A 14,883-nucleotide genomic window follows, 5' to 3' on the forward strand; every position below is an offset into this window, starting at 1 on the left:
AAAAAGCCGCCTTATTCAATTAAATTAATATGTTTTGAGTATGTACTATACCAACTCTACAAATTTGTTATAAGGTATTTCTTTTTTATCCAAAGTGGCAACTGTTTGAATATATTCAAAAACTTTGGTTGCTTTCACTTCTTCAAAAATGCGGTTAGCGTTGTCTTTTTCCTTTAAGAAAGTAGTTGTGTATTGAGCTAACTGGTCCTCTGGCATTGGAGCAGGGCTGTACATTCTAAATTGCGCATCTAAACGTTGTTTAGCTGTTTGAAAAACATCTTCATATTTAATTTCGATGTTGTTGTCTTTAATCAGCTTATTCTCAATTAACGTCCATTTAAGGTTTTTAGCAAAGTCATCATATCCTTCTGCCAATTCTTCGTCTGTTAATTTCTCGTTAGTTGCTTTTAACCATTTACGTAAAAATTCGTCAGGTAATTCAATGTTCGAACCATCTACCAATTGCGTATACATATCGTTTTGCAATTTGCGATCAGCATCTTGCTTAAACATACTTTCCACTTCTTCGGTAATTTTGGCAGTAAATCCTGCCTCGTCTGTAACAACGCCTTCACCGAATATTTTGTCAAAGAACTCCTGGTTTAAATCCGATTCTTCTAAACGGTTTACATTTTTAACCGTTACCTTGAATTTAGAATCTACTTTTTCAGCATCTTCCTCGCTGATATTCAAAACCTTGGCAATAATCCCTTCATTGTTATCAAATGCTTTCTGAAGGTCTAATTCAACAACATCATCCTTTTTCAAACCAATTAAGGTCTTTAAGATTTTCTTGTCTTTTACTGCATCTAAGCGAATAGAGCCTGTTGCTGTAATACCACCTTCAATAATCGAACCATCAGCGTCAAGCTGTGCTAAATCGGCATAAAGTACGTCATCCGCCTCCGAAACTTCCGGATTTGTCATCTTACCATAGCTGCGTCTGATGTTTTTGATACGAGATGCTAAAGTTTCTTCGTCGGCTTTAACGATATATTGGGTAAACTTATCTTTTTCTGTGATGTTTACGTCAACTGCTGGGGCTAAACCAATTTCGTAGTCGAATTCAAACTCATCGGTGTTATCCCATTTAAATTCTTTGGTGTTATCCATTACCGGTAATGGCTGACCAAGAATTTCTACTTTATTTTCAGTTAAGTATTTATTTAAGGTTTCGCTTAACAAGTTGTTGATCTCTTCAACAAGAATTGCTTTACCATGTGTCCTTTTGATATGCGATGCAGGAACCATTCCTTTACGGAAACCAGGGATAGTTGCCTTTTTAGCTTGGTCTTTAATGGCTTTTTCTACCTTTTCAGTATAATCTTCAGGTGCTATTTTAATTTTTACAACTGCGTTTAAGTCGTTAATCTTTTCCTGTGTAATATTCATATTTCTGAATCAAATAATTAAATTCTTTATACAAAAATTCCCCCGAAATTTTTCGGAGGAATTTAATGTGCGGATGAAGGGACTCGAACCCCCACGCCGTGAAGCGCCAGATCCTAAGTCTGGTGCGGCTACCAATTACGCCACATCCGCAGTTAGGAGTTGTTTAGGACTGCAAAGATAGAGATAGTTTTGATAAGTCAAAATGCTTTTCTAATTATTTTCAATAAAAATTTAAAGGCCGCTCACATATGTTTAAACCGAATACTAGGCCTATATTTCACAGCTTTCTGATAACGAGACGCATAGCTTAATCCTAACACAAATCTGCAGCTAAATTCCACCTGGGAAAAGTGCCGTAAATATTTTCATAAATTTTTAATATTTTTATTTTAATGGTTTTCGGCCGGTCATTATATTTACCATCACAGGTTACATACCAATGAATATGCAATGCTTCAATGTCCTCAATCAGCATCTGCACAGGCCAGCAATTCTTTCGTTTGGTCTCGTCGAAATGAAGACCATCCACCAAATTTTCCCGTAATCCATCATGCAAAGATGGCTCTTCCTGTTTTCTCGTACCTGGCCGGTGATAACCAGTTTTACCCACATAAATCAGTTCCACCCGCCCTTTATGCAATGCATATACTAAGAAAACACCAAATTGATCACGCGGAGCGTTGCAAACTTCTTCCAGACGATCTGTGGCCTGAAAAAAGAAGTTGCCATTCAGGTTGTATTTTTCTAGTTCATCAAACATTTTCGCCCGTTTTAATGCACATTAGATTTTTCTTTAATTTATTAAATAGTTTCCATATGCCAAGTTTTATGTGGCTAATTCTTAAATTTTATCTTATTTTTAATCATCAAAAAAACACGCATCACCATGAAAATAAAATCCTTTTTAACCGCAGCAGTTACTATTTTCCTGCTCGCGGGCATCTTCACTGTCCCGGCTTCGGCAGTCACGAAACCTCCAAAACGACAGTATTACCAGCTTATTATCTACCATGTGGCTAATAAAGGTCAGGAGCAACGCTTGGATAAGTATCTTTCCGAAGCTTATTTGCCGGCACTGCACCGCCAGGGCATTAAAACTGTTGGCGTCTTTAAAACTGCAAACATGGATACTGCTACCAACAAAAGAATGTATGTATTGATCCCTTTTTACACCCTAACAGGATTTGGTAACCTCGAAAGTTCGCTTGCCAAAGACAAGGAACTTGCAGAGAAAGGAAGCGACTACATCCATGCAGCACACAACGACGCACCATATGTCCGTAAAGAATCCATCCTCATGTATGCCTTTAACGGGATGCCGCAACTTAAAACACCTGAGTTTCCTGGACTTAAAAGTGAGCGCATCTATGAATTGCGGAGTTATGAAAGTGCTACAGAAAAGCTTTACAAAAACAAAGTCGCCATGTTTAATGACGGCGAAATGGAAATATTCGATCGTATCGGAAGCCAGCCAGTGTTTTATGGTGAAGTAATAGCTGGAAGCCGTATGCCCAACCTGATGTATATGACCTCCTATAGTAACAAAGCTTCACGTGACGAACAATGGAAGAAATTCGGAAACGACCCTAAATGGAAAGCCATGGCCAGCCAGGAAATCTACAAAAACAACATGCAGAAGTTAGACGCGATGCTCCTCTCGCCGACAGCCTATTCAGATTTTTAATTAATAAACAAGAAAGCAGTTCAAATGAACTGCTTTCTTGTTTATCCATATATGGATTTAGCCTTTTTCATCGCTGCTTCAAGGTCAATACCCTTCCCGAGGGCACCTTTAAAAATATCACCTTCCTTTTTTAGACGATCCACCGCATTAAATATGTTAAAGTCCTGCATTTTTAATCCTGGTTTCAATTCCTCCCAATGCAAGGGCATAGACACCGTAGCCCCCGGTTTTGGTCGCAAAGAATAAGGTCCCGCGATGGTTGCCCCAGGACGGTTCTGCAGAAAATCAAGGTACATCTTCCCTTTTCGATTAGCAATCATTCGCTCCACACTGGTAAATTCAGGTATTTGCTCGTGAACAATATTCACCAGGATCCTGGCAAACAACTGTGACTGCTCATAAGTATATTTTGCTGCCAGAGGGATATAAATATGTATACCTGTAGATCCAGAAGTTTTGCAATAGCCTGGAATACCTATGGCATCTAACACTTTCTTCACTTCCAAAGCCGCTTCAATCACCTGGTCGAAGGTGTTTTTATCAGGATCCAGATCAATTACGCAATAATCAGGGTTGTCGGGCGACTGTACCCTGCTAAACCAGGGGTTCATTTCAATACATCCCAGGGAGGCCATCCACAATAAAGCCGCCTCATCAGTAGCCACCAGGTACTCTTTTTCTTCCCCATCGCTGGTGGTATAGGGAAATGTCTTTGCCCAGTCAGGCCCTTTGCCCTTAATATCCTTTTGATAAAAGCCTTTGCTGTGGATACCACCGGGAAAACGATTCAAGGACATCGGACGGTCTTTTAAATAAGGCAATATGTATTCCGCAACCTGGTAGTAGTAATTAAACATATCTCGTTTTGAAACTTTGTCTTCTGGCCAGTATAACTTACTCAGGTGGGTAAATTTTAATTCATGTCCGCAAATCTTACGCACCTGTGTCTCATCAGTCGGATTCAGCAACGTTCTTCGTTCTTTGGCTTTCGGTGCTTTTACCAGCGTCTTCTTATCTTCCTGAGCATCGGCTTCCACCTCTGCGTCCACCACTTCTGTTGTTTCCACAGGCACCTCACGAATTACTTCTTTTGCATTTTTATCTATCCGCATTCCCTGAAAGGAAGGATGACGAAAAACCCCATCCGTAGTTACCTCACTAAATGCTACTTCACAAACAAGCGCTGGCTTGAGCCAGGTGGCTTTCGCTTTGGGCGGATTCGGACGGAAACGCGATGGTTTATTTACATCGGGCTCTGTAGTAAACGGGCTTTCATCCGTAATTAAAGGCTTAAACTGTGCCATCATCTCCTTCTGCAGTTTGTCAGAGAAACCGGTGCCCACTTTACCCACATAAGTGAATGCACCGTCCTCATAAACACCTAACAGTAGCGAACTGAACTGCTTCACCGTATCCTGGTTCTTCGTAAATCCGGCAATCACTACCTCCTGCCGTTTACTAACCTTTACCTTTAACCACTCTTTCGAACGGTTACCTGAAGCATAAGTGCTGTCGCTTTTCTTTGCAATAATTCCCTCAAGGCCCATCTTTTCAGCGGCATGAAAAAAATCGATGCCACTTGAATGAAACACTTTACTCATGCGCAGGCGGTCATCATCAGTAGGCAATATCTCTTTTAGTATGGCCTGGCGTTCAATTAAAGGCATATCCATCAAGTTTTTACCCTCATACCACAACAGGTCAAACACATAATAAACCAGTTCCCCATCTGCTTCACTTCGCCAGTTCTGCAAATCACTAAAATTAGACCTGCCCTTTTCATCCAGCACCAGGATTTCACCATCAAATACGGCATTGAACTTCAACTCCTTTAACAAGTTAAATATGGGATAAAATTTTTCCTCAAAAGATTTATTGTTACGACTAACCAACTGAACCTCCCCTTTTTCAATAAAAGCCAGGGCACGGTACCCATCCCATTTTACTTCATATTGCCAGCCCGGATCATCAAATGGCTCATCCACCAGGGTTGCCAGCATGGGCTTTATGTTTCTTGGCAGCTTACTCTTGGGTGCCGATTTCAGTAACTTGGTGGTGTCTATTTCCTTTTCCGGTTCGTCTTCCAGTGATGGTTCTACTTCCTTGGCCGGTTTGGCAGTCTTTGATTTTGCGGTTTTGGTTTTATCACCTGCTTTTTTCGTTCCATTAGTCTTTGCAGCCTTCACGGGCGTTTCAGCAGTATTTTTCTCTACTTTTTCAATCGTTAAACCGGAAACTACCGACTTATCCTGTTTGGTAATATCTTTGGCAGATGCATATTCATCTTTATGTTTAATCAGCAGCCAGGCATTGTCGCCCATACCGTGGGTTTTTACCAACGCAAATTCTCCCTGCAGTTTTTCACCATGCAGTTTCACCTTCACTGATCCTTCGGCCAGCTGCTTCAGTAAGTATTTTTCCTGTGCTTTTTTTCCCTTAATCGGATCCAGTGGCTCATAGGTTCCTTCGTCCCATACAATTACAGTTCCCCCACCATATTCTCCCTTCGGAATAATGCCCTCAAAAGTCCGGTAATCATAAGGATGGTCTTCCACCATCATCGCCAGTCGTTTCACTTTCGGGTCTGTAGAAGGTCCTTTGGGCACCGCCCAACTTTTCAACACACCCTCCATTTCTAAACGGAAATCATAATGCAGCCGGGATGCATCATGTTTCTGAATCACAAATACCAGGGAGTTTTTATCCTTAGCTTTTCCAGATTTTGGTTCAGCGGTTTTGGTAAAGTCCCGCTTCTCTACATATTTTTCAAGACCCATAGTTTTCATGTTGGTTAACACCTCAACAACCCGGCGGCCTGAATGGTTTTTATAACACCCTCGTGTAATATACTTTAGAGCCCCCATGCCCATCATCCCTGATCCAGGCCACCAATAATTGGTCACCATTGGGAGTAAGCACTGCATGGTGGTCGGCAAATTGGCCATTGGTTACAGCTATAGGGGCAGCTTTCACGCCAGCACCCTGTATATGCAACATGATCTTAGCCAAGCCTGCTGCCTGGTGGTGCATCGGCGAGGACATCTTCATCGGTTTGGCCGCCGTTTTTGGCTCCTGTTCTATGGTGTTTTCATAAACAAGTGCCAGCTGATTAATCCCTAAGGTTACCATTTGGGGATGCCTGCCCGTTGCGCTTATTAAACGTCTCTTTTGAAACACTGAACCCTCGTCGGCCTGAGCATAATAAATCCCTGGCGCGCCGCCTGCAGTAAACCACAGGGCATGGATACTTTCAGGAGTGCTGGCTAAGGACGGACCTGAGTGCGGACAACCATTTATCTCCCAATTGTCGTAACTAATTGTTTTTCCTGCTGAGAATGTTTTACCTCGATCAGCTGAATACAGGTAGGCCATATCCCGCACTTGCTTTTCGGATAATTCAGAAGACGACATGATACTTCTGTAAGCCACATGAATATTGCCGGCAGCATCTTTAAGGATATTCGTTCTGCAACACTCACAGGTTCCTTTATCCAGCACACGTTCCTGAACAAAACCTTTTCCTTTCTCTGTACGGGCAAAAAATAAGGTAGAACCCTTAACCGTTTTTCCAAAGCGGCCATCAAGCCAAATCGCCGCAAGCTCACCATCAGTCAAAGTGGTCACATCGAAGAAACCCCTGCCATAATGATGAGAAGTATCCGTATGCAGAAAAGACTCCCTGGCCCAGGTCTTGCCATGATCAAGTGACACGGTATAATATATTGCTCCTGCAAAAGGATTCTTCTCTTGTTCAAAACGTTTACCGTAAAGGGCGAAAACTGTTCCATCTGCTTTAAATGCAATTTTACCCATGCTTTCTGCCCCAGTGCTGCAACCTGCCGATCCGGCGACTGTTACGGGTGCCGAAAAATCTTGCGCAACCGCATCATAAACCGCGTATTTCAGCTGAAACGGCGCTTGTTCGTTCTCTTTCTCCGACCAGCAAAGCACTGGGTTACCTTTATGGTCTTTGGTAAAATAAGCGCCAACAGCATGGCTACTCGTTTTATTTAGGGCCACTGGTTCCATCGGTGAAACTGCAGCTTGCTTACAGGCAGTCCAGCCAATCACAGCAAGGAATACCATCAATAATTTATATCGTTTCATGTTTAAAATATCCATTTAAGATTTAAGCCACCATAACCGTTTCTTTTCGGGGAAGGCTGGTAATAAGCGGGTTGCGCGCCATTATAACCTACTGCATTTAAGGCTACAATTGAACTGTAATTTTTATTAAGCAGGTTATCCATACCCATATAAACATTGATGTCCAGTTGCCTGCCGACTTTAACCTGATATCCTATTTTCCCATTTAGTAAATGGTATGCTGCATTAAATGCGCTATTGGCATCATTGACAGGTAATTTATCACTAAAAAAATAACTCCCGTAGAAGTAAAAGCCAAGTTTGGTTTCCAGGTCTAACCCTGCATTAAACACCCAGGGTGCAATACCTGTAAGCGCATTCCCATGGTATCGTGCAGTAACTTCGTTAGCACTATTTAATACGTTATAGTCCTTAAACGTAAAGTCTGAATAGGTAACCGAAGCATAAGGACGAAAAACTTTCACCTGCTGGTCGTCTTCTGCTTGCACCCATTGGTATGACAAGGCTAGCTCTGCCCCATTGTGACTGGTTTTACCCGCATTGTTGTAAATGGTAATGCCCTGCTGTACCGACTGAGCAATCAGTTCACCCTCCATATCCATTTTAAACAATGCGAAGTCATAAGCCAGGCGAGATTGCATTAAATTGCCTTTTGCGTTTAGTTCATAATTAACCGCTTTTTCAGCTTGTAACGCAGGATTGATCGATCCGTCAACGTTTTTAATCTCCGAACTTGATGGAGGTGAAAAACCTGTGCTCACACTGGCATGCAAACTTAGTGCATCACTCACATGCTGACTAATGGCAAGCCGTGGATTGGCCTGCGGTTTAAACTTCTTCACACCACGCTGCTCCTGCTGCAAGTAATTATTTACATCGTAACTTAAGCTGTTGTAACTTAAACCAAATGTTAGCGCGGTATTTTTGGCAAGCTGCGTTTCCGACTGATAAAACAACGAATACTGGGTGTTCTTATAATCAACATTACCTGTTAATTCGCCTTCCTTCCCATGGTTATTCACGTATTGTGTTCCTTTGGTTAAACCCTGGTTATATTCGGCTCCTACGGTAAATCGAGTAGGCAAAACACTAAATTCAGGGTCGTAATTAAACCGAGTCCGTCCCCCGAAACTTTGATAGGTATTACGCAGGTAAGCATAAGCCAGCGGATGATCAAGGTCGTAAAAGTATGTGAATACACTACTGCTATTTGATAAATGCTCATTAAATCGGTATTGCTGCCCCATGCCAATGCGCGTCCAGGTCTGGTACCGGGCTGCAGCTTTATCAACATTTGTAGCGTTGGCTTGCAACGGATTAGCATCAGCTTGTGCCTGGGTTAACGCACCCGGGATCTGTGAATTCTGTTGCGTGCGATTCAGCAATAACGTGATGATCCGCTTATCGCTTGGGAACAACTGGAAATTACCTGTCATAAACCTTCTCATATCTTTGCTGTGCTCGCGGTAACCACCATATTCCTGCCAGCCATAAGACAGGTAGCTATTCATCTGATCGCCACCATTTCGATAGGTGCTGGACAGCCTACGCAATCCGTAAGCACCCGCCAAGGATGCCACTTCAATACTTTGCTCCTGGTATGGTGCACGCTGCAGCTGAAAATTAATCACTCCGCCTGTTCCCGCGCCATAGATACTCGATGCAGGCCCCTTGATTACTTCTGCACGTCCTACACTGTTAATGTCCAACGCTTCTATCCGCGTGGTGCCATCAGCTTCCGTCAATGGAATCTCATTCAGGTATACTTTAATATTGCGCATACCAAAGGAGGCACGCACACCATTTCCGCGGATAGAAATCCTTGCTTCTGAAAGTGTGCTTTGGTCCATCCTAACTCCCGGAATCCCATTTAAAGCCGATTGTAATGATACACCAGATCCTCTGGAAAGGGTAGCCGAGGTAATCAAGGCCACAGAACCCGCAGTTTCTTTATTTGTTTTATGGCCATCATAACCCTGCACCCTAACTTCATTAAGCCGGTTTACATCAGCTTCCAGTTGTACATTAATGTTTTTTTGTTCACTGCTAAGGGTAAACACCTGAGTTTTATAACCCACCAGCACAACCTTAACAGCTGTTTCAGAGGGCGTAACCTTAATTTCGAATAATCCCCTTTCATCCGTCTTTCCAATCTCTTTGTTTAACGATGATTTTATGGTAGCCCCGGCAAGTGCCTGTCTGGTTTGAGAATCATAGATATGCCCTTTAAAGGCAAGCTCCTGTGCCTGTACCGAAATAGCGTGTAGGGCAAAGCCAATTAAAAATACTAGTTTTTTAAATTTCATTAGATAATATAGTTTTCAATAGCCATACGCTGAAGCATAGTCTATCACCGACGATCGCTAAAAGCGCGTCAATTCCATTTACAGCCCTTGTTTTCCATGATTTTTAAAAAATAGGTCACAAGGGGTTAATACGTTCTATGGAACGTTTCAAAAACGAAGTAAATAAAACTATACTTTTGGAGGATGGAAGATCATAGCAGAATGCGTTGGGAGCGCAAAAGGCAGCTCCAAAACAACCATTGGCTTCAACAATTGCGAAGGAATTTCTATCACAATTTCCTGGCTCATGCATGCATCATGAAATACACTTTTTTTGGCGGCCTGCTCCTGGTTTTTCTCTTTTTCTGCTGCTTGTTTCAGCTGCTTTGATAAGTAACATTTCCCATTACATTGTAACACCGGTTTATCTCGGTTTTCACAAAGTACGGTGGCAATGTAATTCTTGTTAAATTCAAAGCCCACGTACACGAAATATCGGCTAAGGTTAGCCGACAGGGTCGTGAAGATTAAAAGGAAGGCTAAAGAACTTCTTACCATTTGGGCGCAAATATACGCCTAATCTATTCTAGCTTGGCACACTTTTTTATAATAACTTAATTATCAACTATTTTAACTCACCAAAAACCTATTTGCCAATATTCTACTTATACAGTTAATAGTTCAGTCCTTTTGTTTGCCCTTCGCTTAAATGGCTTATGAACAGCTTCAAAACCATCCTTTATCTTGTTGTCATCGCTTTGTTGTTTGCAGCCGTCGTGACTACAAAAAACAGTTTTCTCCTGCGCACAGACCACGCCCCCCAGGGAATGCTTTCCATGCAATTTGCTTTTACCGAAGCGCAGCAACAGCAAATTCTTAAAGAGTGGGAAAGTGCCTATATTAATGAACAAACTTATAGCCGCGACACCGTCATTACAGGAAAATTAACCGGGCTCGATACTGCAATAAAACAAACCAAAGCCAACGATTATTTTATAGTTTTATACATCCTGTTTTTCTTTTTAATCTTTTACAAATTCAGAAAAGAGTTGTCTCTGGGCCCTCATTCTACCTATCGCAGGCGATGGCTACTTTTGTTCCTGTTAGTACTGTTTGCGGGTATTGCAGACCTTATAGAAAACAGCTACCTGTTACGGGCTTTCGAGAATGAGCCCCTAGCCCCGCACAAAATCCCACCCCCATGGAAAATTTACGGCCCTGCCCTATTAAAATATGCACTACTAACCGGTACTCTTTATTATTTCTGTATTAAAATAGGCATCCTTAACCACATACGCATATGGCTAAAAAGACTCTCCGCTTTACTAAGGTCCTTTGTCATCTATAGCTGGAAATTCCGCATCGTTCTTCTGGGGCTACTGAGCCTTTTTTTACTGCTGGCCTTAACCGATCAGGGGCAAGATTTGTTAGTCACCATTAACACCTCAGATTGGGGTATCTTCTGGTTTTATAGTGTAACTACGGTACTGGCCATGGTTAACTGGCTACTTCCAAAAGTTTACGATAACATGCCCCAGGTAGACCTTAAAAAGGTTACCGCCCCTAAATTAGATTTTACTAAGGAGCATAGAAGGGAGAAGCTCGACTTCGCACGTTTTCTTGGCGCCCTCACTTTTATCATCCCCGCCATTTGCATTATGATTACCATGCAAAACTACCATATCCATTACCTGATCGACAGTATTCCTCCCCTCCTGGTTTTATTTGTAATTGCGGTGTTATACATCAACATCCTTCGGTACAACTGGCTCGATTACATTTATAAACCAAACGGCGTATTTAGCAGCACAAGGTATACCGTTACCATGCTCATCATTCTCCTCACTATTATCTTTTGGGGCCGCTCAGAAGAAACTCGTGCTCCTTACTACCTTACTTACCTTGCATTAGGGTTTCTACTCCTTTCCTTTGCCTTTTTACTTACCGTTAGCTACCGAAATTGTATTCGCCATTTTGAGCACATGGCCATATCCCCCATTATTTTGACAGCAGGTGTACTGGTGAGCCTTCTTTTCATTGCGTTCAACTTTGAGGCGGTGGTCTTTCTACTTACCCGAAACGATCGATTTTACACCTTGCCCGTGGTTATTGCAGCCTTAGTAGCTTATACACTGTTTTTTTCCTTCTTGTTGGTTGCAGGTAACCGAATGGGTATACAATTTATAACCCTGTTTTTATTGGTCATTGTTTATAAGTCTGCGGTAAGTATAAACGACATCCATAAAATTCACCTGATAGCGCGCCCAGCAGCGCAATCCAAACCCCAGACCTTGCGTAGCTACACACTAACCTGGCTGGAACACCGTAAAAAGGAAATTGCCAATCATAACCAGCAATACAACCTGGGGTATCCGGTATTCTTTGTAAATGCTTATGGCGGTGGCATCAGGGCTGCTGCCTGGACCACCATGGTGGTGGGGCGACTGGATCAGATGCTCCATAAAATGCCCGGCACAAGAGTCAGAGACCACGATTTCCAGCATCATGTATTCTCCTACTCCGGCACCTCAGGTGGCACTATTGGTATATCACTGTTGGTTTCCTCAAGACTGGAACACCATGGAGGAAAAACCGACGAAACATTCTACCCTGAAAATATACTGAAGTTATACCAGCACGATTACCTTACCGCAACGCTGACCGGGTTGTTTGGCCGCGATGCCTTACAATCGCTCATTGGTGTTAAGTTATACCCAGATCGCGCCCGGATTCAAGAACAAAACTGGGAAATTTATATGCGCCGAAACGGCATAAATTACCAGGTGCCCATGCGCACTGGATGGCTGCCTAATATGATCGATGTGCCCCTGTTTTTCTCTAATACTTACGACATCAATACAGGCTATAAAGGCATTATTTCACCAGTGCACTTAAAGGGTACCGATTTTCCCGGCACGGTGCTTTTGCAGGAATTTATTAAAAGTAACGAAGACCTGTATCTAAGTACGGCTGCCTTCATCAGTGCCCGCTTCCCATATGTAAGCCCGACAGCAAAATTTGATGAACGACATCATTTTACAGATGGTGGCACCCTGGAGAACTCAGGTGCAGAAACCTCCCTACAAGTATTTCAGGTATTTAAAAGCGTATGGGATTCCTTACAACACAAAGACCCATCTTATCAAAACTTAAAGCTAAAAATAAACTTTCTATCCCTGCCTAACAGCATCCCCGTATTAGATTCGGTAGAACGGATAAAAAACCTTTACGAACCACTGGCGCCAGCCCTGGGTTTATTAAACAGCACCAATGGCAATACAGTAAAAGCCGACACCATTAACAGGTTCCTGGCAAAGAGAAATAACTGGAATTACTTTTCCATCAACCCCAGGGTGGTTAAAATCAAAGAAAATGTATGGCCGGTACTGCCAATAGGCTGGCAAATTTCAGACTATGCTTTACAACAGATGCAGCTTAGCATCATCAAAAACCAGCCGGTGCTCGATTCCATCACCAGGCAATTCCAAGCGCCAGAACAGCCCTTATAACAAGTCGTTGGCCAGGTTGGCTAATGCACTTCGCTCCCCTTTATCCAGGGTGATGTGCGCATAAAGCGGATGACCTTTTGCACTTTCAATTAAATAGGACAATCCGTTACTTTCTGCATCCAGGTAAGGCGCATCTATCTGGTGGATATCGCCCGTAAAGATGATCTTCGTATCTTCTCCGGCCCTTGAAATAATAGTTTTAACTTCATGTGGCGTCAAATTCTGAGCCTCGTCAATAATAAAAAAGACTTTAGTCAGTGTACGCCCCCTGATAAAAGCCAAAGGAGTAATCACAATCTTTTCAGTACTCAAAAACTCATCAATCTTAGCCTGCACTTTAGGGTCGTGGTTATACTGCCCTTTAATAAACCGCAAGCTGTCCCAGATCGGAGCCATATACGGATCTATCTTTGACTTGGCATCACCTGGTAAAAACCCGATGTCTTTATTGCTTAATGGAATTATGGGGCGGGTAACATAAATCTGCCGGTATTCTTTACGTTGTTCAAGGGCGCTTGCCATAGCCAGTAAGGTTTTCCCGGTTCCTGCTTTCCCCTGTATGGTCACCAGTTTAATGTCGCGATTCAGCAATGCATGCATAGCAAGCGCCTGCTCTTCATTTTTAGGTGAAATTTTAAAAGCACTGGCCGCTTTGATCAGCGAAAGGTTATTTGATTTTACACTATAAAAGGCCAAACCAGATTTACGGCCGCTCTTTAACTGGTAAAAATGATTGCCTTGAGTATACGGCAGGTTAATAGCATCGCCCTTCAGACTCCCGGTTTCTCTGAGCTCATCAAAAGGTAATGCGGGCACTTTCACCAATGTGGTCTTGCCAGTATACAGGTCGTCCACATTTTTCACCTTGCCGGTTTCATAATCCTCTGCAAAAAGCCCCAGGGATTTCGCCTTCAGCCGCAAGCAAATATCTTTAGACACCAGCACTACTTTTTTATCACTGAACTCCTCTTTTAATCCCAATGCAGCATTCAGGATCCGGTGATCAAACTTTCCGGAACCAAAAATGGCCTCTGCATTTTGTGAGGTCGGAGCTATATCCATTACCACCTTGAACCTTCCCCCTTTGCCGCCTTTAATCGGATGCCACGTTGTCATCAGCTGTTCGCTGGAAGCCTGATCCATTAGCCTTATAAAACTCCTTGCTTCCGCATTGCGAGTTTCGTTACCATTTTTCATGTTGTCGAGCTCTTCTAAAACCTGTATAGGCACGGCTACATCATGTTCCTGGAAATTGTTAAAAGCATTGTGGTCGTACAGAATTACAGACGTATCAAGGACGAATATCTTTTTCGGATCGGATGAAGTGTTTTTTCGGACTTTACTCATGGTTCCTAAATTTAAGGAAATATAATAAAGTTCCGTCTTGATGCCGGCCAAATGATTTACAAAGGTCAGTATCAAACCATTAAAGACATATGTATTATTCTAGCTGACCGGCAGAACGCTAATTTGCTTCGACGTACCTTTTAAAATTGTCAAGTATAGCTTGCCATCCGCTTCTTTGCAATTCTTCACTGTTTTCTTTTTCTGCATCAAAGGTTATAGTGACTAGAGTTTCATCGCCAATACTTTCGAAATTCACATCAACTTGCCTGTTATCTAACATGGTATAAGTGAATGATTCTCCTTCATCGATGTCGTCATATATGGCTTCAAAATCAAAACCCACACTGCCATCTTTAGCTTCCATTCTTGCGTAGTACTTACGACCAACCTGCATGTCGTTTTCCACTTTTGGACATTCCCAGTCGTCGGTGGCAAAATTCCATTGTGTAATGTGCTCGGGCATGGTGTAATAGTTCCAGGCTTTTGATTTATCTGCCGAAACAGTGGATTGTATGGTGATTTTTGTAGTGTCCATAATTTATAAAGTTGGTTGCACCTT

The 14,883-nt window shown here is 42.5% G+C and carries 10 protein-coding genes and 1 tRNA gene; 2 read left to right on the forward strand and 9 right to left on the reverse strand.

Going from position 1 to position 14,883, the window contains the following annotated elements; genetic code table 11:
* Positions 1-45 precede the first annotated feature (45 nt).
* The 3 genes from tig to ACR2F3_RS10790 all read right to left on the reverse strand — a co-directional run bounded on the left by tig (position 46) and on the right by ACR2F3_RS10790 (position 2,152).
* A complete protein-coding gene (tig, locus tag ACR2F3_RS10780; protein ID WP_432709983.1) occupies positions 46-1,392 on the reverse strand; it encodes a trigger factor in 1,347 nt (448 codons plus the stop codon).
* 68 nt (positions 1,393-1,460) lie between these two features.
* Positions 1,461-1,542: transfer RNA gene (locus ACR2F3_RS10785), tRNA-Leu, on the reverse strand.
* A 163-nt stretch (positions 1,543-1,705) separates the two neighbouring features.
* Positions 1,706-2,152: a hypothetical protein gene (locus ACR2F3_RS10790; RefSeq protein WP_432709984.1), complete on the reverse strand. Its 447-nt coding sequence runs from the start codon at positions 2,150-2,152 to the stop codon at positions 1,706-1,708.
* Between the two features lie 126 nt (positions 2,153-2,278).
* Between ACR2F3_RS10790 and ACR2F3_RS10795 the strand changes: the two genes are divergently transcribed.
* Entirely contained in the window at positions 2,279-3,076 is a 798-nt protein-coding gene (locus ACR2F3_RS10795; protein WP_432709985.1) for an NIPSNAP family protein, read from the forward strand.
* A gap of 41 nt (positions 3,077-3,117) precedes the next feature.
* On the opposite strand, the gene ligD is transcribed toward ACR2F3_RS10795, so the two are convergent.
* From ligD to ACR2F3_RS10815, 4 genes are all read right to left on the reverse strand, one after another.
* On the reverse strand, positions 3,118-5,853 hold the full coding sequence (gene ligD, locus ACR2F3_RS10800; RefSeq protein ID WP_432710013.1) for a DNA ligase D: 2,736 nt from the start codon (positions 5,851-5,853) through the stop codon (positions 3,118-3,120).
* 49 nt (positions 5,854-5,902) lie between these two features.
* Positions 5,903-7,183: a hypothetical protein gene (locus ACR2F3_RS10805; RefSeq protein ID WP_432709986.1), complete on the reverse strand. Its 1,281-nt coding sequence runs from the start codon at positions 7,181-7,183 to the stop codon at positions 5,903-5,905.
* Positions 7,184-7,185: 2 nt separating this feature from the next.
* Entirely contained in the window at positions 7,186-9,489 is a 2,304-nt protein-coding gene (locus tag ACR2F3_RS10810; RefSeq protein WP_432709987.1) for a TonB-dependent receptor domain-containing protein, read from the reverse strand.
* Between the two features lie 168 nt (positions 9,490-9,657).
* The gene (locus tag ACR2F3_RS10815; RefSeq protein WP_432709988.1) at positions 9,658-10,026 is read right to left on the reverse strand and encodes a hypothetical protein; all 369 of its coding nucleotides are present in this window, start codon (positions 10,024-10,026) and stop codon (positions 9,658-9,660) included.
* Positions 10,027-10,184: 158 nt separating this feature from the next.
* Between ACR2F3_RS10815 and ACR2F3_RS10820 the strand changes: the two genes are divergently transcribed.
* Positions 10,185-12,977, forward strand: coding sequence for a hypothetical protein (locus tag ACR2F3_RS10820; protein WP_432709989.1), 2,793 nt, complete (start codon positions 10,185-10,187; stop codon positions 12,975-12,977).
* Here ACR2F3_RS10820 and ACR2F3_RS10825 read toward each other — a convergent pair.
* Both ACR2F3_RS10825 and ACR2F3_RS10830 read right to left on the reverse strand, forming a co-directional pair.
* Positions 12,972-14,324 carry a PhoH family protein gene (locus tag ACR2F3_RS10825; protein ID WP_432709990.1) on the reverse strand — a complete coding sequence of 451 codons (1,353 nt, stop codon included), beginning with the start codon at positions 14,322-14,324 and terminating at the stop codon, positions 12,972-12,974. The two genes, ACR2F3_RS10820 and ACR2F3_RS10825, sit on opposite strands and share 6 nt — an antisense overlap.
* A gap of 118 nt (positions 14,325-14,442) precedes the next feature.
* Positions 14,443-14,859 carry an SRPBCC domain-containing protein gene (locus tag ACR2F3_RS10830; RefSeq protein ID WP_432709991.1) on the reverse strand — a complete coding sequence of 139 codons (417 nt, stop codon included), beginning with the start codon at positions 14,857-14,859 and terminating at the stop codon, positions 14,443-14,445.
* Positions 14,860-14,883: the final 24 nt, after the last annotated feature.

Origin of the sequence: Pedobacter sp., assembly GCF_045627485.1 — a bacterium.
Lineage (GTDB): Bacteria > Bacteroidota > Bacteroidia > Sphingobacteriales > Sphingobacteriaceae > Pedobacter.